The sequence below is a fragment of the Ruegeria sp. I3 genome, from assembly GCF_056532525.1.
The window spans coordinates 24177-46964 of sequence record NZ_JBQFNI010000007.1 but is presented as its reverse complement, the minus strand read 5'-3'; the positions used below and the strand labels follow the sequence as shown (position 1 = coordinate 46964).

Sequence of the window (22788 nt, the reverse complement as noted above, 5' to 3'; positions counted from 1 at the left end):
GGCGAAAGGTCTAATCGACCCCCTCCCTCACGCGAAATCACGGGATAGGATGAACGCGCAACACTGCTCGGTCAGATCTTGGAAGCGCGAACGCTCGCGGACATAGAGATACACTTGCCTTTTGTCGTGAAGGTCCGTGATCGCGCGGTAAGACACCGCCTCCGGCAAGAATTCGGCAACGGTTTGAGGAAGCACCGTGATCCACTCGCCCGATCGCACTAGTGTGATAAGTGAATGCGTGTTGTGAATTGTGATCTCGGCGTTTTTGATTGCCGTATGGAAAGCCGGCGTTTGAATCAGATCGCATAACATGTTTCGGACAAAGGGCGCGGTGGCCATGTCGGGGATAGTCAGCGGTTCAGCGCGTGTGATCAGAGGATGATCCGAGGCCGCGACCAATCCAAAGGAGTCCTGAAATAGCGGAATGGTTCGGATGCCGTTCAGGGCGTGATACCCGGATGCGATTCCGATATCTGCCTGATCCTGAGCGATAGCATCCAACACCTGCTGAGTGTCGGTGTCGCGCAGCTCGATCTTCACCCCGGGGGATTCGCTGCTCATGTGGTGCAATAGTGGTGGAAAGATCAACGCGCCAACCGACGGGACGGATACGATCCGGATCAAACCCTGTTCAGCCAGCGCGGCGGCTTCGATATTCTGGACGGTCTGATCGAATTGGCGCACTTGCCTCAAGCCCAGATCGAGTACCTGCTCACCCAGCGGGGAAAGCTGGTTCTTGCGCTCGCCTTCGAACAGCTTTTTGCCCAGATGGTCTTCGAGCTGCTTCAATGTCATTGAGACGGCTGATTGCGTTCGACCAAGGCGGTCGGCGGCCTCGGACAGGTTCCCGGTCTGGGCCACCGTGCAAAAGCAACGCAGCATCTCAATCTTGATTGCCAACTTCAGGTTCCTTGAAGTTTGTTTAAGTTATTTGAGTTTGACTGATGTGCATCGGAAAATCCATCCTGTGACAAACGAATTCTGACTCTGGGGCGCATTGTGACCAAACTGAACCTGATCGCTGGCGAATGGCTGGCAGGCGAAAGCGAAATCGAAAACCGCAACCCTTCTGATTTGACTGACCTGGTTGGTATGTTCGCGCAAGCCAGCAGCGACCAACTTGAAGCGACGCTGGATCAGGCGCGTATCGCGCAAGCTGAATGGGCTGCCTATGGGCTTGAACGTAAGCAGGCCGTTCTGAACGCCATCGGTAACGAGCTGATGACCCGCGCCGAGGAACTGGGCACGTTGCTCAGCCGGGAAGAGGGCAAACCGCTGGCCGAAGGTAAGGGCGAAGTCTATCGAGCGGGTCAGTTCTTTACCTACTACGCCGCTGAATGTCTTCGGCAGATTGGGGAAAACGCTGACTCTGTTCGCCCCGACATCGAGATTGACGTGCGCCGCGAAGCGGTGGGTGTTGTCGCCATTATCAGCCCGTGGAACTTTCCCACCGCGACCGCTTCGTGGAAGATTGCGCCCGCGCTGTGCTATGGCAACGCTGTTGTGTGGAAACCGGCGAACATCACCCCGGCCTCGGCCGTGGCACTGACCGAAATCATCGAACGGCAGGACATTCCCAAAGGTCTGTTCAGCCTCGTTATGGGCTCAGGCCGCAGTATCGGGCAGCGTTTGGTCGAAAGTCCTAAAGTCAACGCGATTTCTTTCACCGGCTCGGTTCCAGTTGGCAAGGGCATCGCGGCGGCGGCGATCCAGAACCTGACCAAAGTTCAGATGGAGATGGGGTCCAAGAACGCGCTGGCCGTGATGGACGACGCGGATTTGGATCTGGCGGTTTCGCTGGCATTGGGCGGCGCGTTTGGCGGCACCGGTCAGAAATGCACCGCCTCGTCGCGGCTGGTGGTGCATGCAGGCATCCATGATGCTTTTGTCGAGAAACTCGTCGCAGGCGCGCAGGCGATGAAAGTTGGCCACGCGCTGGAAGAAGGTGTTCAGATGGGCCCCGTCGTAAGCCAGCAGCAACTAGGCGAGAACCTCGCCTATGTCGATCTGGGTAAATCTGAAGGGGCCGAACTGGCCTGCGGTGGACAGCGCCTAGAGATGCCGCATGAGGGCTTCTACATGTCGCCGGGCGTGTTCCTGAACACCACCAACGACATGCGCATAAACCGCGAGGAAATGTTCGCGCCGCTGACCAGCGTCATCAAGGTTGGCAGCTATGACGAGGCGCTGAGTGTGGTGAACGACACCAATTTCGGCCTGACCTCGGGCATTGTGACTAAATCGCTGGCACGGGCCACCCACTTCCGCCGCAATGCCCGCACCGGCGTGGTGACCGTGAACCTGCCAACGGCAGGCACCGATTATCACGTACCCTTTGGCGGTCGCGGCGACAGCTCGTACGGGCCGCGCGAACAAGGCAAAGCAGCGGCAGAGTTCTATACCACCGTCAAGACCGCCTATATCAGCGCAGGCCCCGTCTGATGCGTATCGACGCGCTGCAATATGCCAACTGGTCGGAGAAGATTTTCCGCCAACTGCGCGAAGGCGGCGTGGATGCGATCCACGTCACCATCGCTTATCATGAGAATTTCCGTGAAACCGTTCTGAACTTTGAGAAGTGGAATCGCTGGTTCGAGCAATACCCGGACCTGATCATGAAAGGCCGTTGGGCCAGCGACATCGACATCGCGCGCAAAACCGGGCGGACGGCGGTGTTCTTCGGGTTCCAGAACCCCAGCCCCATCGAGGACGATATCGGGCTGGTCGAGATTCTGCATGATTTGGGTGCCCGCTTCATGCAGCTGACCTATAACAACCAGTCGCTGCTGGCGACCGGCTGTTACGAGGCCGAAGACACCGGCATCACCCGCATGGGCAAGCAGGTGATCAAAGAGATGAACCGCGTGGGCCTTGTTGTAGACATGAGCCATTCGGCGGATCGGTCGACCATCGAAGCGGCGGAATTGTCCGAGCGCCCCATTGCCATCACCCATGCCAATCCGCACGAATGGTCACCTGCTTTGCGCAACAAGCGCGATGCGGTGATCCGGGCGGTGACGGAAAATGGTGGGATGCTGGGCTTTTCGGTCTATCCTCATCACCTCAAGGACAAGTCCGACTGCACGTTGGAGAGTTTCTGTGAGATGATCGCCCGAACGGCTGAGAAATACGGTGCCCAGCATCTGGGGATTGGCACCGACCTGTGTCAAGATCAGCCCGACAGTGTGGTTGAATGGATGCGCGTGGGGCGCTGGACAAAACAGATCGACTATGGCGAGGGTTCGGCCTCGGCCCCCGGTTTCCCGCCAATGCCGGGCTGGTTTTGTGACAATCGCGACTTCGGCAACATCGAGTCCGGCTTGCGCGCCACTGGCATGAACTCCGACGAGGTCGCGGGGATCATGGGCGGCAACTGGTACCGCTTCTTTGCCGATAATTTTGGGCCACAAGGCATATGATGGACCAAAGCCCGCATATCGCACGCCGCGACCCGGCCACTGTGATGCGCCTGTCCCGTCTAGGATCGTTGCATCAATGCCGTCTTAGTTTCATGCGGCAATTGACCCGTCGGATGGCTGCCGAAAACTGGACGTTCACCCGCCCAGTCTTCCAGATTGATGAAAAGGGCGTCGGTCACGCGGTCTACACCGCACAAGGTCCGGAACGCGGCTATTCGTTGGTGGCGTTTGCCCATGATTTGCCACCCGAGCAACGCTCGGATCGTGTGATCGCCGAGGCATGGGACGCGACCTTTGCGTTGTTTGACGGAATTCCTGACCCGGAAGACATTGAGCGGCTTTCGCAAAACGTACCTCTGCAAGAGGCCGGGCGCGTAAGCGAAAGCGAGCTGTCCTTGTCACGCGCCAACCGCTCGGTGCGTCTGTGGGCACATGTTGTGGATCGTCTTGCCACCGGTCAGCAGCCCGACCTCGAACAGATTTACAAGGTCGGTTACCTGATGCGGACAACCGCCGTGTATGGCTCGGGCAAGTTCGGCGCGGCAGATCGTGAGAGGATTGCAGACCGAGACGAAGTCAGCGCGCCATTTCAGGCCGAGATGCTTTCGGTCTACTTGACGCGGACCTTCGTGCGCGATCTGGTGCAACATATGGCCCGCACCAAGGGTGGCGACCAGACCGCAGAGTTGAACCCGGAAATCGCGCGTTGGCTGGGCATCGGCAATTCGACCGGGCTAGGTATGGCGCCTTTCATCGTCAATCACCCGATCCTGTTCAACAACTGGATCATGGTCCGGGAAGAGGCGATCTCGCGGGTTCGGTCCATTGAGACCGCAACAGAGGCAGAAGCGGCCAAGTTTCGCAACATCTTCGCCCGTAGCAAATTGTCGATCTCGTGGTGGAAGTCCGAACATCCAATCCAGATCGAAAAGCTCGCGGCGCTGAATGCTGACTTGTGCGCAATATCGGACTATCTCGACAAGACCGATCTGACGGGCAATCAGCCCTGGGACCGCTTGATAAAGTGGTCTCAGGCTGCGCTCAGCGAAGAAGGGCAGGAGTTGCTGGCCTCGCTGATCCTTGAACCCTACGGAGAACTGGTCGATGGGCTGACCAGCTGTATGGCAGACAGCAACGGAGCGGCGCATGTGATTGATGGCACGATGACCGTTGGCGCGGTGCGCGACCTGATCCGCGCCAGCTTTGGCTGGGCAATGGATCTGGACTGGAACGCGCCCGAACACTGCGCGCGCGCTTGGTATGTGTCCGAGGAAAAGCTCGAGCCCCGGCTGGGTGAGCGGTTTGACGAACCGATTGCAGACTACGAACAGCCGCTTGCCCCGGCGCGCGACGCGGCTCTGGCCGAAAGCGCGCTTTCGGAATGGGCGGATGGTGCACCCATCGCCGAGTTCCTACTTGAACACCCTGAACACCGCCACACGATCCGTCGCGCGCAAATGAGCCGCGTCGCGCCTTACGGCGAAATTCGCGACAACACGATCAGCGCGGATGTTCTGCCGATCGACATGCTGCGTGCCAAACTCTCGTTCTTTGGCGCCACGCATTTCGATCCTCGTTCAGACCGCTGGGTGCGTATCTGCATGTATGCTGGCGCGCCTTATCCCGAAGAGTTAAGCAGCAAGACTGCCGATCTGTGGGTCTATCCGGAGCTTGGACCGTGAACGTATCGCTGAATGAGGTCGAAGCCACGGCCAAACGCGCCGCGCGCGGAGCCGGATACCCCTGGGGACTGGCGGAAGAGGTCGGCAAAGCCACACGTTGGCTATGCGCGCACGGGATTGATGGCACGAATTCCCTTGCGCAATTGTTGGAGCAAGGTCTGGCAGCCTCACTCAAGAATCACCGCCCGGTTGAGATGCAGTCGGCTTGGGCGGGGCAAGGTGTGCTTTGCCCGATCATCACGGGCGCTTTGCTGTCTGATCGGTCTGACCTGCTGCACGCAGGTCCCATACGTATCCAGAAGCTCGCAGTACCTGTTTTTCTGCTGCCCTTCGTAGCCTCGGCGGCACGCGCCCAGAATAACGTGATCACGCATACGTGCGATCTGTTCAGGGCCGCAACGGATGGCGATCGTCTAGAGGCGGGGCAGGATTGGCCATCGTTTTCTGATCACACCCAGATCACGCTGGGCGGCCAACTTACCACCCCTCGACCGCACGTGACCCGCGCAACCCCGGACCCGGTTTGCTGGGACACCCTCAACCGATTTGCCCATCGCACCTACGCGCCTGCTACCGAAGAATCCCGACTGTTGGGTGCCGGCGCTGGCCTGTCCGACAATGACTGAATGAGAGAGCGACATGATCGAAACCCGTACCCTTAGCCTTGCTGAAATCGAGGATCTTTCTTTTCGTGCGTTGGTGTCCGCGGGCACCAGCGAAGAAAACGCGCGCCCATTGGCAATTGCAACCGCCGCAACCGAGGCGGACGGGGTGGCGAGCCATGGTCTGGCCTATATCCCGATCTATTGCGAACATGTTCAGTGCGGCAAGGTAGATGGGCAGGCCACCCCTCAGCTGTCCCAGCCGCGCCCCGGCGTAGTGACGGTCGACGCCGTGACCGGGTTCGCCCACACGGCGATCGACGCGGGGTTCGAGGCATTGATCGCTGCGGCGCGCACGCAGGGCGTTGCGGTGCTGGCGATCCGCAACAGCTATAACTGCGGCGTTCTGGGGTATCACACCTACCGGCTGGCGCAGGCTGGTTTTGTGGGACTTGGGTTCACCAACGCGCCCGCCTCCATCGCGCCGTCCGGTGGTGCCAAACCGGTGGTCGGAACCAACCCATTTTCAATCGCGGTCCCTGGAAACGACGGCCAACCCGCATTACTGATCGATCAAAGCGCCAGCACCATCGCCAAAAGCGAGGTCATGAAACACGCGCGCGAAGGCAAACCAATCCCGGTTGGCTGGGCGTTGGACGCAGATGGCAACCCTACGACCGACCCGAATGTTGGGCTTAAGGGTTCCATGGCCCCATCGGGTGGGTACAAGGGGGTTGGCGTTGCCCTGATGACCGAGGTTTTGGCTGCAGCGCTGACCGGTGCCACGCTTGGGATACACGCCTCACCTTTTTCGGGAACCGCCGGTGGGCCTCCGAAAACAGGCCAGTTCTTTATTGCAATTGACGCTTCTGCGACTGCGGATGACGCATTTTCTTCCAGAATTGTCGATCTTGTCGAAGCGATCCGATCTCAGAACGGCGCACATTTGCCCGGTGACGGCCGCCAGGCAAAGCGTTTGGTGGCCAAGAACGATGGTGTGGCTGTCAGTGTAGCGACCCTCGACAAAATAGAAGCTCTGCTGACGTAGGGCTCGATGGCGAAGCTCCGGGACGCTCATGAAGATCTTTCTGGAAATCAGGACACGTGCGAATAGGGAGGAAACACATGTCTATGAAGGAACCTTTTACCGATCTGGAGATCAAGCGATCTTCGGGCGGGTTTTATGAAGGGCACAGTGTTGAGATTGCCTTGCTGAGCAAGTCAATCATGGTCGCGCTGGTTATCTGGGCGCTTGTCTGGCCCGCAAATGCAAACGGAGTTCTTGGAAGCCTGAACTCGCGTCTGCTGGAAGATTTCAATGCCTTCTATATCATTATTGTCGGCTTTTTTGTCTTTTTCCTGTTTGTCGTGGCGGCGCTGCCGCAAACCGGTAAGCGGCTTATGGGCCCGGAGGGCGAAAAACCAGAATTCTCGGATTTCTCATGGTTTTCGATGATGTTTGGCGCGGGCTTGGGCGTCGGTCTCATGGTGTTCGCTACCGCTGAGCCTTTAGGGCTGTGGGGATCGAACCCGGTTGTCATCGCGGGCGATGTCGTCGGCAATAGCGAAGACGCATTGCAGTCGGGATATCGCTACACTTTCCTGCATTACGGGTTTCACGCCTGGGCGATCTATGTGGTGACCGGTCTGTCGCTGGCCTATTACGCCTATACGCGCAACATGCCCCTGACTATTCGCACCGCGCTGACACCTCTGTTCGGCAAGCTGATGAACGGCTTCCTGGGCCACGTCGTGGATGTACTGGGCGTGGTGGCAACCATTTTGGGTGTTTCAGTTACCATCGGGTACGGGGTTTCGCAGTTCATCGACGGCCTATACGCCATTTCGGGTATGGAATGGATGATGGATCTGACCGGTGACGCACCAGCCCCCAGCACTGTTGGTCTGCTGGCTGGCCTCATTGTGATCATGGGCCTCTCGATCATCTCGGCTGTCTCTGGTGTTGGTCGTGGCGTCAAGTACCTGTCTAACCTGAACCTGGTGTTGTCGCTGATCCTATTGTTGGTCTTTGTTGTCTTTGGGTCGTTCCTGTTCGCGATGACGACTTACGCAACTGCATTTGTCGATTACATCCAGCACTTCATTTCGCTCAGCTTTGGTGCTTTCAATCCGCAATCGGCGGCGGCGTTTGATGCTGCCCTGCCGAGTGAAGCAGCGCCGTTTGCCGATGCGCTTTATGCCGGTGCGACCAATCCTTGGGGATCGTTTGACGGGTTCAAATCTGGCCTGGAAGGCGACGCCGCCGCGCTGCCGGAATCTGTTCTGGCTTCGGTCTACGCCGCAGGTGATCCGGGTCGGCAGTTTGGCTGGCAAGCGGGCTGGACCACGTTCTACTGGGCCTGGTGGATCGCGTTTTCGCCGTTCGTCGGCCTGTTCCTGGCGCGCATTTCCAAGGGACGCTCTGTGCGTGAGTTCATCATCGGTTGTGTCTTTGCCCCTGCGCTGGTCTGCTTTGCGTGGATGACCATTCTGGGTGGCACCGCGATCGATCTCGAACTGAATGGCACCGCCGAAGGCGCCATCATCGGGGCGTCGAACACCGCCAAGCTGTTTGTTACCTTGCAAGAGATGATCACCGGTGGGCTGTTATCCGGCATCACCGTGATGTGCGTCATCCTGATCATGACCTTCCTGGTCACCTCGGCGGACTCGGGCATTCTGGTGATGAACACCATCATGTCTGGCGGAGATCAGAACATCGGTAACAAGCACAAGATCGTCTGGGGCCTTATCCTGACAGCGGTGATTGGCGCTCTGATCCTCGCTGCGGGTGAAAACAATCCGATGGACGCCTTGCGAAATGCGATGATCATCGGTGCGCTACCCTTTACGATGGTCATGGGCCTGATGTGCATAGCGCTCGCCAAGGCGCTTTATCGCGATGGTCTGAGGCAAAAGCAGACCACAGCACCTGCGGAATAAACCTAGGCACGGGCGGTTGTGATGCAACCGCCCGCTGTCGTCGGGCGCTTTTGCGCGCGTCAACTTCAACTCAATTCAATGAAAATTCCAGTGGCAGAGACGCCACGTGATCGTGCACCATTCGAAGCATTATGTCGGACGTGAAGATGGTGCTGCTGGAGAGAATTGAACTCTCGACCTCTCCCTTACCAAGGGAGTGCTCTACCTCTGAGCTACAGCAGCGCTGTGGGCGGGTGATTAGACTCAAACGAAACGCGGCGCAAGGGTGTCTGGACGGTTTTTTTCTACTCCTGTAGAGAAAGGCAATGGCAGACAAAAATTCACCTAAAAAACACGGCAAGTCCGGGGAAACGCGCGAAGACCGTCTAAAGGCGGCGCTAAAAGCGAATATGGCGCGACGCAAGGCTCAGGCCAAGGCGCGAGCCACCTCCGGGGACAAAGCCGGCAAGGACGAGGGATAAGAGCAAATGGATTCGATTCTGGTAACGGGCAATGGCCCGCTGAACGGGCAGATTCCCATTGCGGGGGCCAAGAATGCATGTCTGACGCTGATGCCCGCGACCTTGCTCAGCGAAGAACCGCTGACGTTGACCAATGCGCCGCGTTTGAGTGACATCAAGACCATGACGGCGCTGCTGCGGTCGCTGGGGGCCGAGGTGTCTTCGCTGCAGGATGGTCAGGTCATTGCGATGTCCAGCCATGACCTGAACAGCCACACGGCGGATTATGACATCGTGCGAAAAATGCGCGCTTCGAACCTGGTGTTGGGGCCGATGCTGGCGCGGCTGGGGCAGGCCGTGGTGTCGCTACCTGGTGGATGTGCGATTGGCGCGCGCCCGATGGATTTGCATGTCGAAGGGCTTGAGGCGCTGGGCGCCGAGATCGAGCTTAAAGATGGCTATCTTCACGCGAAGGCGTCGGGCGGGCTGAAAGGCGCTGTGCATGAGATGCGCTTTGCCTCGGTCGGCGCGACCGAGAACATCGTCATGGCCGCCACGCTGGCCAAGGGCACCACGGTGCTGAAAAACGCCGCGCGCGAGCCCGAGATTGTCGATCTGGTCGAATGCTTGCGCAAGATGGGCGCTCAGATTTCAGGTGAGGGGACCTCGACCATCGAAATTCAGGGTGTCGATCGTCTGCACGGCGCGACCCATCAGGTGGTGACCGACCGGATTGAGCTGGGCACTTATATGCTGGCCCCGGCGATCTGCGGAGGCGAGGTTGAGCTGCTGGGCGGGCGCATGTCGCTGGTCGAATCCTTCGCTGCCAAGCTGGATGCGGCGGGGATCAGTGTTTCCGAAACCGACAAGGGGCTAAAAGTTTCTCGTAAGAACGGGCGTGTGACCTCGGTCGATGTGGTCACCGAACCCTTCCCCGGCTTCCCGACCGATCTGCAGGCGCAGATGATGGCGCTGATGTGCACTGCCGAGGGTGTGTCCGTGCTTGAAGAGCGTATTTTCGAGAATCGCTTTATGCATGCGCCCGAACTGGTGCGCATGGGCGCGAATATCGAGGTACATGGCGGCACGGCCACCGTAACCGGGGTCGAACGATTGAAAGGTGCTCCGGTGATGGCGACAGACCTGAGGGCCTCGGTCTCGCTGATCCTTGCCGGAATGGCGGCGGAAGGTGAGACGGTTGTCAGTCGGGTCTATCATTTGGACCGCGGATATGAACATGTGGTGCGCAAGCTGGAAGGCGTGGGCGCAAAGATCGAACGGATTAAAGGTCAATGACAGACGCGAGTTTCAAAGACGGCCGCGAGGCACCGCTGAACCTTGGAGCCGAAGATGCCGATGACCTCCAGGTGATTGCGACCCTGACGCAGGATGCGGTTTTCCCGGTGACCGAGATGACATGGCAACCCGGCCAGCGCCGCTTTGCGCTGTTGCTCAATCGCTTTCGCTGGGAAGACAAGGATGCCGCTGCCCGGCGCGGTCGCGCCTACGAGCGGGTGCAGGCCGTTTTGATGTTCGGCTCGGTTCTGTCGGTAGCCAGTCAGGGCATCGACCGCAGCGACAAGGACATGATCCTGTCTCTGCTCTCGGTCGAATTCGAGCCAAGCGAGGATGGTGCGGGGCAAATCCTGTTGACCTTGGCAGGCGACGGCGCGATCCGCCTGTCGGTTGAGGCCATCGATGCAACGCTCAAGGATGTGACGCGTCCCTACAAGGCGCCTTCTGGACAAGCGCCCCATCACCCCGAGTGAAGAATAAACGTGGCATCGCTCAGGCCTTCCCGAATCCGCCACGCGGCATCGCGGTGCGGCGGGCAACCGTGTTTGATGTATTCGACATCAGCCGTGTTCTGATCCGATCGATCCGTGACCTCTGTCGGGCGGATCATCTGGATAATCCCGGAAACCTTTCCCGCTGGTCTGCCAATAAGGATCCGGCTTCGGTCCGAAACTGGATCGATAGTGGAGCAATCCTTTGGGTCGCTACGCAAGTGGGAGTGGTTACTGCCGTGGGCGGTATAAGTGGCGAGGGTGAGATATCTCTGCTCTATGTCGATCCCGATCACGCAGGGCGCGGGCTCGGAGCAGCGCTGCTGCACCGGTTGGAAGAGGAACTGCAAGCACGTGGCGCCTCTGAGGCGCATCTGCACGCGACCAAAACGGCACATTCGTTCTATCTGGCGCACGGCTGGCATGATGTCGGCGACCCGACGGAATGGCACGGCATCCCCCAATTCCCGATGCGCAAATCGCTGCAACCAGTGGCCTAAGGGTTGAGGCCACCCGGCCCGGGCGATAAGACCCGTTGAAACGCTTCCGGAGTCTCTCACATGCCCGTTTTCCTCGATACGACCTCCGCCGATTTCGAACCTGCATTTCAGGCGCTGTTGTCCGCCAAGCGCGAGGACAGCCCCGACGTGGATGCGGTTGTGGCGCAGATCATCGATGATGTGCGGACCCGTGGTGATGCTTCGGTGATCGAACTTACCGCGAAATTCGACCGGCTGGAGCTGACGCCCGAGACCATGGCCTTTTCATCCAATGAGATTGCCGAGGCCGTCGCGCAGGTCACGCCCCAGGACCGCGCCGCGTTGGAACTGGCAGCAGAACGCATTCGTGCATATCACGAAAAGCAGATGCCCGAGGATCATCAGTGGACCGATGAGGCAGGCGCAACACTCGGCTGGCGCTGGTCGGCGGTGTCGGCTGCGGGGCTTTATGTGCCGGGCGGATTGGCTTCATACCCGTCGTCGGTTCTTATGAACGCAATACCTGCGAAGGTGGCGGGCGTAGACCGGTTGGCCATAGTCGTCCCCACACCTGAGGGTCAGGCAAACCCGCTGGTCCTGCTGGCGGCACAACTGTCGGGCGTGGATGAGATTTATCGCATCGGCGGCGCGCAAGCTGTGGCCGCTTTGGCCTATGGCACCGATACGATTGCGCCGGTGGACAAGATCACCGGGCCGGGCAATGCTTTTGTCGCCGCTGCCAAACGTCGGGTTTTTGGCAAAGTCGGCATCGATATGATCGCGGGCCCCTCGGAGATTCTGGTAATCGCCGACAAGGATAATGACCCCGACTGGATCGCGCTGGACCTGCTCAGCCAGGCCGAGCATGACGAAAGCGCCCAGTCCATTTTGATCACGGATGACGCAGAATTTGGTCAAGCCGTGACGCAAGCGGTGGAAAAACGTCTTGAGACCCTGCAACGCCGCGCCATCGCCCGGGCCAGCTGGCGCGACTTTGGTGCCGTAATCACTGCGCGCGATCTGGACGAGGCTGCCGCGTTGTCCAACCGCATCGCGCCCGAACATCTGGAACTCTGCGTGGCCGACCCGGTGGCGTTAAGCCAGCAAACGATCCATGCCGGTGCCATTTTCCTTGGCCAGTACACGCCCGAAGCCATTGGCGATTATGTCGGCGGCCCCAATCACGTGCTGCCCACAGCGCGTTCGGCGCGCTTTTCGTCTGGCCTTAGCGTGATGGATTTTCTCAAACGCACAACGCTCAGCCAGATGACACCCGAAGCTTTGCGCGCCATCGGCCCGGCGGCTGAAACGCTTGCGCAATCCGAAAGCCTCGAAGCGCATGGCCTGTCCGTTTCGGCGCGCCTTAACCGGCTGAATGGCTGAAGTGACGCAATGACTTGGCGCTCATGGCGCTTCTGTACGTTGCTCAATGAAAATCGTTGTTATAGGTCTGTGCAGACGCAAGGATTGTGACCGTTAAGATGACCCGTATTTCGCATATCGAACTGGACGACCGAAATCTGCCCCCGCCGACACCGGAGATCGAGCAGGAGCGGAAGGTCGCCATATATGATTTGCTTGAAGACAACTCGTTCACGCTGCCAGCACGCGACGATCGGATGATCCCCGACGGGCCCTACCATGTGCAGCTATCAATCCGTGATAAGCGACTGGTTTTCGATATCGCCACCGAAGCCAGCGAGAAGGCGGCTGAGTTTCATCTGTCGCTTGGTCCATTCCGGCAGGTCGTAAAAGACTATTTTCAGATCTGCGAGAGCTATTTCGATGCGGTGAAAACACTGCCGCCCAGCCAGATCGAAACGATCGATATGGCTCGGCGCGGCATCCACAACGAAGGCAGCCGCGTGTTACAGGAAAGGCTGGAAGGCAAAGCTGAGGTTGATACTGATACTGCCCGCCGCCTTTTTACGCTCATCTGCGTCCTTCATTTTGGAGGCTAACGGGTGACGCCTCTGCCGCAGTCCATTCTGTTCTGTTGCGACCACAATTCGGTTCGGTCACCCATGGCCGAAGGCATCATGAAGAAGTTTTACGGCACCGGCACCTATGTGCAATCTGCTGGCGTGCATAACGATCTTGAGATCGATGGGTTCTGCATCGCAGCCTGTCAGGAGATTGGCGTTGAGCTGTCCCGTCACCGCTCGCGTTCTTTTGACGAAATGGAGCAATGGGGCGATGACCTCAGTTCATTTGATCTGATCGTGGCCCTGTCACCCGCCAGTCAGCGAAAGGCGCTGGAACTGACGCGGTTTTTTCACCTCGATGTCGATTATTGGCCAATTATGGACCCTACCGGACTAGGTGAAACCCGCGAGGACAAGCTACGTCATTATCGACAAACCCGAGATCAGATCATCGCGCATCTGAAAGACCGCTGGGGCGAACCGACGGAGTGACCATGAACCCGACCGTGAAAACTTATTTTGATGCTTTCAATGCCGGTGATGTAGATGGCATGCTGGCCTGCCTGTCGGATGACGTGGCCCATCATGTCAACGAAGGTCAGATTCGCGTCGGCAAAGAGAAATTTGCCGCCTTCTGCGCGCATATGAACCGCTGTTACCGCGAGAACCTGACGGATATCGTGATCTTCGAGGCCGAAGGCGGTACCCGTGCTGCGGCTGAGTTCATCGTCAACGGAACCTATCTGGAAACTGATGAAGGTCTGCCAGAAGCGTATGGGCAGACCTACCGCTTGCCTGCGGGTTCGTTTTTTGACCTTAACGACGGGAAGATCACCCGCGTGACCACGTTCTACAACCTTGCGGACTGGACCAAACAGGTCTCGAATGGCTGAGATTTCGCAGGTCCGCGCAATGACCGGATCGACATTGGTCGACGCGTTGGATGAAGTCGCGCGCCTGCGGATCGACGTATTTCACGCCTGGCCATATCTCTATGATGGCGATCTGAAGTATGAGCGGAAATACCTGCAGTCTTACGTCGATAGCGCCAGGGCCATCGTTGTCGGAGCGTTCGACGGTGAAACTTTGGTGGGTGCTTCGACGGGTGCGCCCTTGACGGATCACGCCGACGATTTCGCGGCCGCGTTCGAAGGCTCGGGCCTATCGCTGGGCGATATCTTCTATTGCGCAGAATCGGTTCTGCTGCCGGGGTATCGCGGGCAGGGCGCAGGCCATACGTTCTTTGATCTGCGTGAAGCCCACGCCCATGCGATGGGATTCACCAAAAGCGCCTTCTGCAGTGTAGTACGCCCTGACGACCACCCCATGCGACCAGATCATTACCGCCCGTTGGATGCCTTCTGGCGCGCGCGGGGATATGCGCCACTTCCTGGCGTCGTGGCGCAATTCTCGTGGAAGGATCGAGGCGACGATTGCGAAACCCAAAAGCCGCTTCAATTCTGGATTCGGGATTTATAATCCATCCATGCGCGTCGCGCCGGGTGTTTGAAACGGGTTGTGGCATTGTGAGTTGGCGATGACATGTGCGGCCGAATTTGCCTGAAACACCCTGTGATTGTATAGTTTCACTTATTCAATTGCGCGTTTTCATGGGGAAATTTGATGAAATCCGTTTTCAATCGCCTGATTCCGGCCTTGGTGCCGCTGACTTTGATCACCGGTTGTGCCTACGAGAACAGGGCCTTTAATGCCGAGCAAACCGTGCTGTCGAATACATCGGGAGACGTTATCCAGCACGCTGTAGGGATCGGGGGTGCGTTTGAAACGGCACCAAAAACATTTCAGTCCACAAGCCTGTTGCTTGAACGCGGTCCTATTCGTACGTCGTATTATGCGCTGCAACTTTCAGATGCCTACAAAAGGCTGGGCGACGAAGCAGCGCGCAATCGGGACCTGACAGCGGCGGCACTGATCACTGTAGCAGGCGGTGCCGCGCTTGGAAGTGCGGCCTCGATCTCAGGGAAAGACCTGGCCTTGGTCTTGGCCGGTGGAGCTTTGATCAATGAAGGCGTTAAATACGTAAACCCTAACAGCGCGGCGCAGGCTTTCTACGTGGCATCCGAGTCAATGGCGTGCGCAAGCGCTGCGATTGCCGCCCATGTACCTGTGGACACTCCACCAGACATTCGTGTGTCTTCTCTGACCCTTTGGTACATTCGAAAAATTGAGGTTTTGCTGCGCGCGGGATTGAAACGGGACGTACCGGACTGGAACACGTTGCTCAAAAACCTTGGTTTGACGAGGCAAGGAGCCAATGAGGTGGACGCTCTGCGAGCTGGAGACATAAACCTCAGTGCATTGGAAGTAGACTTGGAAAAGTGCCTGAGGCGAGAACCGGTCGAGAAAGGCAAAGCCAAGACTTAGTACGTCGTGCGGGAGACTTTTCCTTAGAACAAAAAATACGCCTCTGTTTTTGACCTCAATCCGAAAACTGCCGCCGTTTTGCTGCGCGGATCTCGCGAGCTTGTTGTTCTTGTCCAACGCGAAATGAATCCTCGACGAAATCCATATGCGTGCGTGCAGCGGTTTCTGCGCGGTCCGGGTCGCCGTCGATGATGGCCTGCGCGATTGCCTTGTGCTGATCAAGCAGTGCTTCACCCGTGCCGTCCATCGAGCGCAGGAAGCGGCGGTTGTAGAACACGCCTTGGCGCGTGAGGTCATAGATGGATGCCATCATGTGGATAAGGGTCGTGTTTTGGCTCGCATCGACAACGGCGGCGTGCAGTCGAAAATCAGCCTCTTCACTGGCATCCTGATCATCATTCTTCCAGGCTCGCTGCATTTCATCGATGATTTCAGCAATCCGTTCCTTGTCGGATTGTGTAGCGCGCTGTGCGGCGAGGCGGCTGGCAAAGGCCTCTTGCTCGCGCCGGTATTCAAGATAATCGTAGAAAGCACTGCCGTGTCGGGCATAGAGAGACAGAAGGGCGGGCGACATGGCACGACCGGTCAGTGGGGCGATAAAGGTGCCCTCGCCATGTCGCACGGTCACCAAGCCGCGATTTTCGAGGATTTGGAGTGCTTCGCGCAGCTTGGGGCGTGAAACGCCTAGGGCTTCCGCAAGCTCCCGTTCAGACGGGATTTTGCGACCCTCTTTCAGGATTCCATCAACAATCATTGTCTCGATTTGTGCAACGACAGCATCGGCAATTGATTCGTGACCAACGGGATCAAAGAGGCTGTTCGTGCTCATAATTCCTGTCCGGTAGTTAGATTAAAGATCGTCGAAGTTGTTTATAATATTTACCACTAGCTTTCGACATTGCAAGAAAAACTACCCAAAAATACGGATGCTCGCTGCGCGTATAAGCATTTGTTTTTATTGAGTATCGCAAAATTATTCGAAAATTCTATGTTATGAAAGGTCAATCTTGGTTAAGAGCCACACCACCGCGGTGTAGCCAAATTGGTAAATAAAATTGTTGACTGAATTACAAGGTAAACAATATTTACCACTTAAGCCGTGCTCGCGGCGAGAGTGACAGCCAGACCACCGGCTGATCTTTACCTTGGAGGAGAACCCATGAAGACCACCCTGACATCGCTTGCCGTTGCGGCCTCGCTGCTGGCAGCCCCGGTTGCCCATGCGGCGGATAAGATGCTGCTGAAGACCCCAATCGCGTTTTCAACCGCTCTACCGGGCCTCGGCTCGCCGATCCCGCGCGTGGCCGAACAGCTGGACCTGATGTCCGGCGGCACGCTGAAGATGAAGGTTTACGAACCGGGCAAGCTGGTCCCGCCGTTTGAAATTCTGGATGCGGTGTCTTCAGGCAAGATCAATTCGGGCTATACCACTGCCGGCTACTGGGCGGGTAAGATCCCGGCTGCACCGTTGTTCTCGGCCGTTCCGTTTGGCCCTGAGGCGGGCGAATACATGGCGTGGCTCTACTATGGCAACGGCATGAGCTTGTATCAGGAGATGTATGATCAGGCCGGTTTCAACGTCCATGTCATTCCCTGCGCAATCATCGCCCCCGAAACCTCGGGCTGGTTCGCGAATGAGATCAACAGCCCCGAAGACCTGAACGGCCTGAAGATGCGCTTTTTCGGTCTGGGCGGTGAAGTGATGCAGAAGCTGGGTGTGGCGACGTCACTGCTGCCCGGCGGCGAAATCTTCCCGGCACTGGAAAAAGGCGCAATTGATGCGACCGAATTCTCGATGCCTGCGATCGACGCGCGTCTCGGCTTCCACAAGTTGGTCAAGTACAACTACTTCCCCGGCTGGCACCAGCAAGCGACGGTGTTTGAACTGATGATCAACAAGGACGTCTGGAACGAAGCCAGCGATCAGCACAAAGCGATCATCGAAAATGCCTGTAAGGCTTCGATGGCTGACAGCTTTGCCGAAGGTGAGGCGATCCAACACGCTGCGCTGCTGGACAACGTTGAAAACAATGGTGTTCAGATCAAGCAGTGGAACGACGAGATGCTGTCGACCTTCCGCGCGACCTGGGAAGAGGTTGCCGCAGAACAGGCCGCCAATGACGAATTCTTTGCCAAGGTTCTGGCCGACATGAACGAATTCCGTGACGGTTATGCGGTCTGGAAAGAGAACGCATTCCTCCCCCGCAAGTAAATTTGCCACTTGCGATTATCCGGGGGCGGCTTCCTTCCGCCGCCCTCGTACAACTCTGATTTTCTTCATTTTCCCAAACATTCCGGGCGCATTCACGTCCCCACCGCCAAACTCTTGAGGAGGAGACCATGGCCGAGACACAGCGTCATCAGGACGACCCGATTGAAGTCTATGAAAGCATCCTTGAGCATGGGGAGCCCGATCGCCAGAAACTGGCCGTTGCCATCGACAACGGCGTCAAGGCGGTGGGTCATGTGGTCATGTGGGCCAACTTGCTGCTGGTTGCGGCCATCGTTTCGCAAGTGGCGATGCGCTATCTGCTGAACCAGAACTATCCCAAGCTGGATGAGATTCAGTGGCATTTCTATGGGTTGGTGACGATGATCGGCATTTCTTATGCGCTGGTCACCGACAGCCATGTGCGGGTGGACCTGCTGCACATGCAGCTCAGCCAGCGCGCGCGGCGGATTATCGAGATCATCGGAATCTTCACCCTATTGGTGCCGTTCATCTATTTGATGATCGATCAGGGGTATGACTATTTTTACGAAAGCTGGCGCGTCAATGAATCCTCGGACAGCCCTACTGGTCTACCTGCGCGTTGGGCTTTGAAAGGTGTCATCCCGGCTAGTTTCATTCTGCTGGCTTTGGCAGCTGGGGCCCGCCTGATCCACGACGTGCACGCCCTGATCGTCAATCTCGACGAGGAACGGCAAGGCAAGGGCCTGCGTCTGATCGTCTGGGCGCTGTTGGGCTTTGCTGTGGTGGCGACCGCGCTGACCTTCCTGGTGGAAACGACTGAGGAAAAACTGGTCATCGCGATGTTCCTGACCTTCATCGCGCTGCTTTTCACCGGCTTCCCGGTGGCATGGACGCTGGCCGGGGTCGGGGTCGCATATTGCGGGCTCGCTTATCTGTTCGACAACGGCATGATGAATTGGACCGGGCTTGAGGAAACTCTGACCGGTTTGGACTATCTGACGCTGGGCGCGGTGGTGAACCGGGTCTATGCCACCATGTCAAATGCGGTTCTGGTGGCCTTGCCGATGTTCATCTTCATGGGCCTGATGCTGGACGAATCCGGTGTGGCCGAGCGTCTGATGACCTCGATGCAGCGCCTGTTTGGTACGGTGCGCGGCGGGCTGGCGATCACGGTGACAATGATCGGTATCATCCTGGCCGCCTCAACTGGCATTATCGGAGCCTCGGTGGTGCTGCTGGGCGTGCTTTCGCTGCCGTCGATGATGGAGCAGAAATACAGCCCCTCATTGGCCGCCGGTGTGGTCAGCGCTTCAGGCACGCTGGGCATCCTCATCCCGCCGTCGATCATGCTTGTCATCATGGCGGACCAGATGGCGCTATCGGTCGGCGACCTATTTATGGCTGCAGTGTTCCCCGGCGTGATCATTGGCGCGCTCTACCTGACCTATATTTTTGTCATCGCCCTGATCAAACGCGACGTGGCCCCAGTACCCGAAGGCGCAACCCGTCCTGACTGGAACGCAGTCAAGGACGTGCTGATTGCAGTCTTGCCGACGCTGGCCCTGATCCTCGCCGTGCTGGGCTCGATCTTCGCGGGTTTGACCACACCGACCGAAGCCTCGGGCGTGGGCGCGTTGGGAGCCACTCTGCTGGCGCTGGGATATCGCAAGCTGACGCTGGCCAAGCTGGTGAATGTGCTGAAAGCAACGTTCAACACCACCGCCTATATTTTCGCGATCTTCCTTGGTGCGACGGTGTTCTCCTATGTCTTGCGCGAACTGGGCGGCGACGCGCTGATCGAGGATATGATCCACGGTACCGGGCTCGGCCCAAATGGCACTGTCTTCATGATCCTGTTCATCGTCTTCCTGCTGGGCTTCGTGCTGGACTGGATTGAGATCACGCTCATCGTTCTGCCCTTGATGCGACCCATCGTGAACGGGCTGGGCCTGGATATCGACGGCTTCGGTGTCATCGATGAACCTGCGCTGGTGTGGTTCGTAATCCTTGTGGCGGTGACGTTGCAGACCTCTTTCCTGACACCTCCGGTTGGATTTGCGCTTTTCTATCTGAAAGGGGTCTGCCCGCCCGAGATCAAGCTGACTGACATCTACAAAGGGATTATCCCATTCGTGATCCTGCAGCTGACCGGCCTGTTCTTTGTCTTCTTGTGGCCGCAACTGGCCACGTGGTTGCCCTCGGTCGCGTATTAACGGAGGGTAGCGGGATGAACGATGCCGATCTGATCAAGCGTCTTCAGGCCATTTGTGGGCGGCGGCGCGTTTTGACTTCGTCGCGCAGCACCCGCCGCTTTCGCCGGGGGTTCAGATCGGGTGAAGGGGACGCGCTCGCGGTGGTTCAGCCCGCTACGCTGCTGGAACAATGGCAGGTGCTGCAGGCCTGTGTTGCCGCTGACAAAATTGTCATCATGCAAGCCGCCAATACCGGCCTGACCGAAGGGTCTACGCCCAAGGGCAGCTACGATCGTGATGTAGTGTTGATCAACACGCGGCGGATGGACGATCTGCATCTGATCAATGATGGCAAGCAGGTCATCAGCTTTCCGGGCAGCACACTGTTTGCGCTGGAAAAGCTGCTGGACCCGATTGGCCGCCAGCCGCATTCGGTGATCGGATCTTCGTGCATCGGTGCCTCAGTCGTTGGCGGGGTGTGCAACAACTCGGGCGGTTCGCTGGTCGAGCGCGGCCCCTCCTATACCGAGCTGTCACTGTACGCGCGGATCACTCAGGACGGCGAGCTTGAGTTGGTCAATCATCTGGGCATGCAGTTGGGTGATACACCCGAAGAAATCCTGACCCGGCTGCAGAACGGTGATTTCTCAGCAACTGATATCGAGACCGACAATCGCAAAGCCTCTGACACCGATTACGCCCGTCGGGTGCGTAATGTAGATGCTGAAACGCCAGCACGCTTTAACGCTGATAAGTCGCGTCTATACGAAGCAGCGGGCTGCGCGGGTAAACTGGCGGTTTTTGCGGTTCGGCTGGATACATATGCCAAGAACGAAGCAGAACGTACATTCTACGTCGGGGCGCATGACACCGAGGTATTCACGGAATTGCGCCGTCGCATCCTGTCCGACTTCAAAACCCTGCCGGTCAGCGCTGAATACATGCATGAGGAGGTATTCGATATCTCTGACCGCTATGGCAAGGACACCATGGTGATGATTGACAAGTTGGGAACCGACCGTTTGCCCACTTTCTTTGCGCTGAAGGGCGCGGTGGACGCGCGTTTGGAAGGCATTCCGGTTCTCGGCAATTTTACCGATCGTTTCATGCAGTTCGCGATGCGACTTTGGCCCGATATCCTGCCGCGCCGGATGCGGGCCTATCGGGATCGGTATCCGCATCACCTGATACTCAAAATGCGCGATGGCGGTATCGATGAAGCGCGCGATCTACTCAATGACATGACTGCCGAAGACAAGCTGGATTTCTTTGAATGCGACCTGCGTGAGGCAAAGATCGCTGGGTTACATCGTTTTGCTGCCGCAGGTGCAGCCATTCGTTATATGAAGGTTCATGCAGCCGAAGTGGAAGATATCATCGCCCTAGATATCGCGCTGCGCCGCAATGACGTCGACTGGTTCGAAGACTTGCCAGCTGAGATCGCGGATCAACTGGTCGGCAAGCTCTACTATGGCCACTTCATGTGTCATGTTCTGCATCAGGATTACATCGTCAAGAAAGGCGCAGACCCGAACGCGTTGAAGGCCGCAATGCTAAAGTTGCTGGACAAACGCGGCGCTGAATACCCGGCGGAACATAATGTTGGCCATCTCTATGCAGCCAAACCCGATCTGGCAGCTTTCTACAAGTCGATCGATCCCACGAACAGTATGAACCCGGGAATCGGAAAGATGTCCCGCAACAAGCACTATTCGTGAGACGGAACGCTGCTGACCCGTATCCGTTGGATACTACTTGAAGCTGCGGCTGTCCTTGATCTGATCCCAGGCCCAGACGACCTCTTGCAACTGCTCTTCCTGAGATCGGTCACCACCGTTCATATCCGGGTGCAGCACCTTGATCAGCTTCTTGTAGGCTTTGCGAATCTCTGCCTTCGACCAGCTATCTTGCGCTTCGAGGATCTCAATCGCGCGGCGCTCGGTCGGCGGCAGGCGTCGACCGCCGGAATTGGCGCGGCCGGGATTTTTGGTGGCGTTTTCGCCTAGAACCTGATGCGGGTCCTCGATCCCCAGACGTGCCCAGGCACGGGCCTCAGGGTCGCCCATCGGTTTGGTCTCACGCTCCCACACTTTGTCCTTCGAACGCTGCGCGTTCAGTTCGGCCTCGGTGGTGCCGTCGAAGAAATTCCATTTCTGGTTATATTCGCGCACATGTTGCTGGCAGAACCAGAAAAAATCATCCAGCACGTCCGGAGCTTTGGGCGCGCGAAACTTACCGGGTTCTTCACAGCCCTCATGATCACAGATTCGCACCGAAGTTTCGGACGCACCTGACATACCCCGACGGCCGCGCGGCTTCTTTTTCTTAGCGCTCGACACGGACATATCGAATCCGAAGGGATCTGACTTTACCATCTGCACAACCTCACGAAGGCATCTTTTCGACTCGGAGGCAGCAGTTTAATCTAAGCAGCCGAAAGTAGAAGAGGGGGACGGCAATTTATTTGCCGTTGAGCATAAAAATGAGCGTGACCGACGAAATCCGTGAACGATTGCAGGCAGCATTTAACCCGCGTGAGCTGGAGGTGGTTGACGACAGCGAGAGCCATCGTGGTCACGCTGGATATCAGGAGGGCGGTGAGAGTCATTTCAACGTCCTTATTCGTTCTGCGGCTTTCGAGGGGCAATCCCGCGTTGCCCGCCATCGCGCAGTACATACGGCATTGGGGGATATAGTCCCCCGTATCCATGCGCTTGCTCTGGATATCGACGTCTGACAG

At 57.6% G+C, this 22788-nt stretch carries 23 protein-coding genes and 1 tRNA gene; 20 read left to right on the top strand and 4 right to left on the bottom strand.

What is annotated here, in order from left to right; all coding sequences use genetic code 11:
• Positions 1–27 precede the first annotated feature (27 nt).
• Positions 28–900, bottom strand: a complete 873-nt coding sequence (locus ACR0L9_RS17015) for a LysR family transcriptional regulator (protein WP_480896217.1) — start codon at positions 898–900, stop codon at positions 28–30.
• A gap of 99 nt (positions 901–999) precedes the next feature.
• Here ACR0L9_RS17015 and ACR0L9_RS17010 point away from each other — a divergent pair, with 99 nt between their 5' ends.
• The 6 genes from ACR0L9_RS17010 (at position 1000) to ACR0L9_RS16985 (ending at position 8646) form a co-directional block, all read left to right on the top strand.
• Positions 1000–2442 (top strand): aldehyde dehydrogenase family protein, encoded by a 1443-nt coding sequence (locus ACR0L9_RS17010; RefSeq protein ID WP_170566730.1) that lies wholly within the window; start codon positions 1000–1002, stop codon positions 2440–2442.
• Positions 2442–3419, top strand: a complete 978-nt coding sequence (locus ACR0L9_RS17005; protein WP_170625438.1) for a membrane dipeptidase — start codon at positions 2442–2444, stop codon at positions 3417–3419. Before ACR0L9_RS17010 ends, ACR0L9_RS17005 begins: the two co-directional genes overlap by 1 nt.
• Entirely contained in the window at positions 3419–5101 is a 1683-nt protein-coding gene (locus tag ACR0L9_RS17000) for a hypothetical protein (RefSeq protein WP_480896310.1), read from the top strand. The genes ACR0L9_RS17005 and ACR0L9_RS17000 overlap by 1 nt, the downstream gene beginning before the upstream one ends.
• Complete coding sequence (locus ACR0L9_RS16995) at positions 5098–5727, top strand: DUF3726 domain-containing protein (RefSeq protein WP_480896215.1); 630 nt, start codon at positions 5098–5100, stop codon at positions 5725–5727. The genes ACR0L9_RS17000 and ACR0L9_RS16995 overlap by 4 nt, the downstream gene beginning before the upstream one ends.
• A 13-nt stretch (positions 5728–5740) precedes the next feature.
• Positions 5741–6751, top strand: a complete 1011-nt coding sequence (locus ACR0L9_RS16990) for an Ldh family oxidoreductase (protein ID WP_480896212.1) — start codon at positions 5741–5743, stop codon at positions 6749–6751.
• 77 nt (positions 6752–6828) lie between these two features.
• A complete protein-coding gene (locus ACR0L9_RS16985) occupies positions 6829–8646 on the top strand; it encodes a BCCT family transporter (protein WP_170514568.1) in 1818 nt (605 codons plus the stop codon).
• A 147-nt stretch (positions 8647–8793) separates the two neighbouring features.
• Here ACR0L9_RS16985 and ACR0L9_RS16980 read toward each other — a convergent pair.
• Positions 8794–8868 (bottom strand) — tRNA-Thr (locus ACR0L9_RS16980).
• 83 nt (positions 8869–8951) lie between these two features.
• Here ACR0L9_RS16980 and ACR0L9_RS16975 point away from each other — a divergent pair.
• The 10 genes from ACR0L9_RS16975 to ACR0L9_RS16930 all read left to right on the top strand — a co-directional run bounded on the left by ACR0L9_RS16975 (position 8952) and on the right by ACR0L9_RS16930 (position 15662).
• Positions 8952–9107 (top strand): hypothetical protein, encoded by a 156-nt coding sequence (locus ACR0L9_RS16975; protein ID WP_170425679.1) that lies wholly within the window; start codon positions 8952–8954, stop codon positions 9105–9107.
• A 6-nt stretch (positions 9108–9113) separates the two neighbouring features.
• On the top strand, positions 9114–10382 hold the full coding sequence (gene murA, locus ACR0L9_RS16970) for a UDP-N-acetylglucosamine 1-carboxyvinyltransferase (RefSeq protein WP_170398447.1): 1269 nt from the start codon (positions 9114–9116) through the stop codon (positions 10380–10382).
• Positions 10379–10855, top strand: a complete 477-nt coding sequence (locus ACR0L9_RS16965; protein ID WP_170408222.1) for a DUF2948 family protein — start codon at positions 10379–10381, stop codon at positions 10853–10855. Before murA ends, ACR0L9_RS16965 begins: the two co-directional genes overlap by 4 nt.
• Positions 10852–11373: a GNAT family N-acetyltransferase gene (locus tag ACR0L9_RS16960; protein WP_480896210.1), complete on the top strand. Its 522-nt coding sequence runs from the start codon at positions 10852–10854 to the stop codon at positions 11371–11373. The genes ACR0L9_RS16965 and ACR0L9_RS16960 overlap by 4 nt, the downstream gene beginning before the upstream one ends.
• A gap of 60 nt (positions 11374–11433) precedes the next feature.
• On the top strand, positions 11434–12735 hold the full coding sequence (gene hisD / locus ACR0L9_RS16955; RefSeq protein WP_480896208.1) for a histidinol dehydrogenase: 1302 nt from the start codon (positions 11434–11436) through the stop codon (positions 12733–12735).
• Positions 12736–12833: 98 nt separating this feature from the next.
• Positions 12834–13313, top strand: coding sequence for a UPF0262 family protein (locus ACR0L9_RS16950; RefSeq protein WP_170398457.1), 480 nt, complete (start codon positions 12834–12836; stop codon positions 13311–13313).
• A 3-nt stretch (positions 13314–13316) separates the two neighbouring features.
• Positions 13317–13769 carry an arsenate-mycothiol transferase ArsC gene (locus ACR0L9_RS16945; protein WP_170398460.1) on the top strand — a complete coding sequence of 151 codons (453 nt, stop codon included), beginning with the start codon at positions 13317–13319 and terminating at the stop codon, positions 13767–13769.
• 2 nt (positions 13770–13771) lie between these two features.
• Positions 13772–14170 (top strand): ketosteroid isomerase-related protein, encoded by a 399-nt coding sequence (locus ACR0L9_RS16940; protein WP_170398462.1) that lies wholly within the window; start codon positions 13772–13774, stop codon positions 14168–14170.
• Positions 14163–14756: a GNAT family N-acetyltransferase gene (locus ACR0L9_RS16935; protein WP_480896206.1), complete on the top strand. Its 594-nt coding sequence runs from the start codon at positions 14163–14165 to the stop codon at positions 14754–14756. The genes ACR0L9_RS16940 and ACR0L9_RS16935 overlap by 8 nt, the downstream gene beginning before the upstream one ends.
• Before the next feature lie 144 nt (positions 14757–14900).
• Positions 14901–15662 (top strand): hypothetical protein, encoded by a 762-nt coding sequence (locus ACR0L9_RS16930; protein ID WP_170513804.1) that lies wholly within the window; start codon positions 14901–14903, stop codon positions 15660–15662.
• A 55-nt stretch (positions 15663–15717) separates the two neighbouring features.
• Here the strand turns inward: ACR0L9_RS16930 and ACR0L9_RS16925 are convergent, their stop codons facing one another.
• Positions 15718–16491, bottom strand: a complete 774-nt coding sequence (locus ACR0L9_RS16925; RefSeq protein WP_170398471.1) for a FadR/GntR family transcriptional regulator — start codon at positions 16489–16491, stop codon at positions 15718–15720.
• Between the two features lie 330 nt (positions 16492–16821).
• Here ACR0L9_RS16925 and ACR0L9_RS16920 point away from each other — a divergent pair, with 330 nt between their 5' ends.
• The 3 genes from ACR0L9_RS16920 to dld all read left to right on the top strand — a co-directional run bounded on the left by ACR0L9_RS16920 (position 16822) and on the right by dld (position 21766).
• Positions 16822–17874: a TRAP transporter substrate-binding protein gene (locus tag ACR0L9_RS16920; RefSeq protein WP_170398473.1), complete on the top strand. Its 1053-nt coding sequence runs from the start codon at positions 16822–16824 to the stop codon at positions 17872–17874.
• Between the two features lie 128 nt (positions 17875–18002).
• Complete coding sequence (locus ACR0L9_RS16915) at positions 18003–20069, top strand: TRAP transporter large permease subunit (RefSeq protein ID WP_480896204.1); 2067 nt, start codon at positions 18003–18005, stop codon at positions 20067–20069.
• A gap of 14 nt (positions 20070–20083) precedes the next feature.
• Positions 20084–21766, top strand: coding sequence for a D-lactate dehydrogenase (dld, locus tag ACR0L9_RS16910; protein WP_480896202.1), 1683 nt, complete (start codon positions 20084–20086; stop codon positions 21764–21766).
• Positions 21767–21799: 33 nt separating this feature from the next.
• Here dld and ACR0L9_RS16905 read toward each other — a convergent pair whose 3' ends face one another.
• Positions 21800–22423 carry a DnaJ domain-containing protein gene (locus ACR0L9_RS16905; RefSeq protein ID WP_170398478.1) on the bottom strand — a complete coding sequence of 208 codons (624 nt, stop codon included), beginning with the start codon at positions 22421–22423 and terminating at the stop codon, positions 21800–21802.
• Between the two features lie 107 nt (positions 22424–22530).
• Here ACR0L9_RS16905 and ACR0L9_RS16900 point away from each other — a divergent pair, with 107 nt between their 5' ends.
• Positions 22531–22785, top strand: a complete 255-nt coding sequence (locus ACR0L9_RS16900) for a BolA family protein (RefSeq protein ID WP_170398480.1) — start codon at positions 22531–22533, stop codon at positions 22783–22785.
• The last annotated feature ends 3 nt before the right edge of the window (positions 22786–22788 follow it).

Coding starts and splice junctions, on each gene's coding strand:
- ACR0L9_RS16920 (WP_170398473.1), top strand. CDS start 16,822: ATGAAGACCACCCTGACATCGCTTGCCGTTGCGGCCTCGCTGCTGGCA.
- ACR0L9_RS16925 (WP_170398471.1), bottom strand. CDS start 16,491: ATGAGCACGAACAGCCTCTTTGATCCCGTTGGTCACGAATCAATTGCC.
- ACR0L9_RS17005 (WP_170625438.1), top strand. CDS start 2,442: ATGCGTATCGACGCGCTGCAATATGCCAACTGGTCGGAGAAGATTTTC.
- ACR0L9_RS16975 (WP_170425679.1), top strand. CDS start 8,952: ATGGCAGACAAAAATTCACCTAAAAAACACGGCAAGTCCGGGGAAACG.
- ACR0L9_RS16940 (WP_170398462.1), top strand. CDS start 13,772: ATGAACCCGACCGTGAAAACTTATTTTGATGCTTTCAATGCCGGTGAT.
- ACR0L9_RS16900 (WP_170398480.1), top strand. CDS start 22,531: ATGAGCGTGACCGACGAAATCCGTGAACGATTGCAGGCAGCATTTAAC.
- ACR0L9_RS16950 (WP_170398457.1), top strand. CDS start 12,834: ATGACCCGTATTTCGCATATCGAACTGGACGACCGAAATCTGCCCCCG.
- ACR0L9_RS17000 (WP_480896310.1), top strand. CDS start 3,419: ATGGACCAAAGCCCGCATATCGCACGCCGCGACCCGGCCACTGTGATG.
- ACR0L9_RS16915 (WP_480896204.1), top strand. CDS start 18,003: ATGGCCGAGACACAGCGTCATCAGGACGACCCGATTGAAGTCTATGAA.
- hisD (WP_480896208.1), top strand. CDS start 11,434: ATGCCCGTTTTCCTCGATACGACCTCCGCCGATTTCGAACCTGCATTT.
- ACR0L9_RS16930 (WP_170513804.1), top strand. CDS start 14,901: ATGAAATCCGTTTTCAATCGCCTGATTCCGGCCTTGGTGCCGCTGACT.
- ACR0L9_RS16905 (WP_170398478.1), bottom strand. CDS start 22,423: ATGGTAAAGTCAGATCCCTTCGGATTCGATATGTCCGTGTCGAGCGCT.
- murA (WP_170398447.1), top strand. CDS start 9,114: ATGGATTCGATTCTGGTAACGGGCAATGGCCCGCTGAACGGGCAGATT.
- dld (WP_480896202.1), top strand. CDS start 20,084: ATGAACGATGCCGATCTGATCAAGCGTCTTCAGGCCATTTGTGGGCGG.
- ACR0L9_RS16965 (WP_170408222.1), top strand. CDS start 10,379: ATGACAGACGCGAGTTTCAAAGACGGCCGCGAGGCACCGCTGAACCTT.
- ACR0L9_RS16990 (WP_480896212.1), top strand. CDS start 5,741: ATGATCGAAACCCGTACCCTTAGCCTTGCTGAAATCGAGGATCTTTCT.
- ACR0L9_RS16985 (WP_170514568.1), top strand. CDS start 6,829: ATGTCTATGAAGGAACCTTTTACCGATCTGGAGATCAAGCGATCTTCG.
- ACR0L9_RS16935 (WP_480896206.1), top strand. CDS start 14,163: ATGGCTGAGATTTCGCAGGTCCGCGCAATGACCGGATCGACATTGGTC.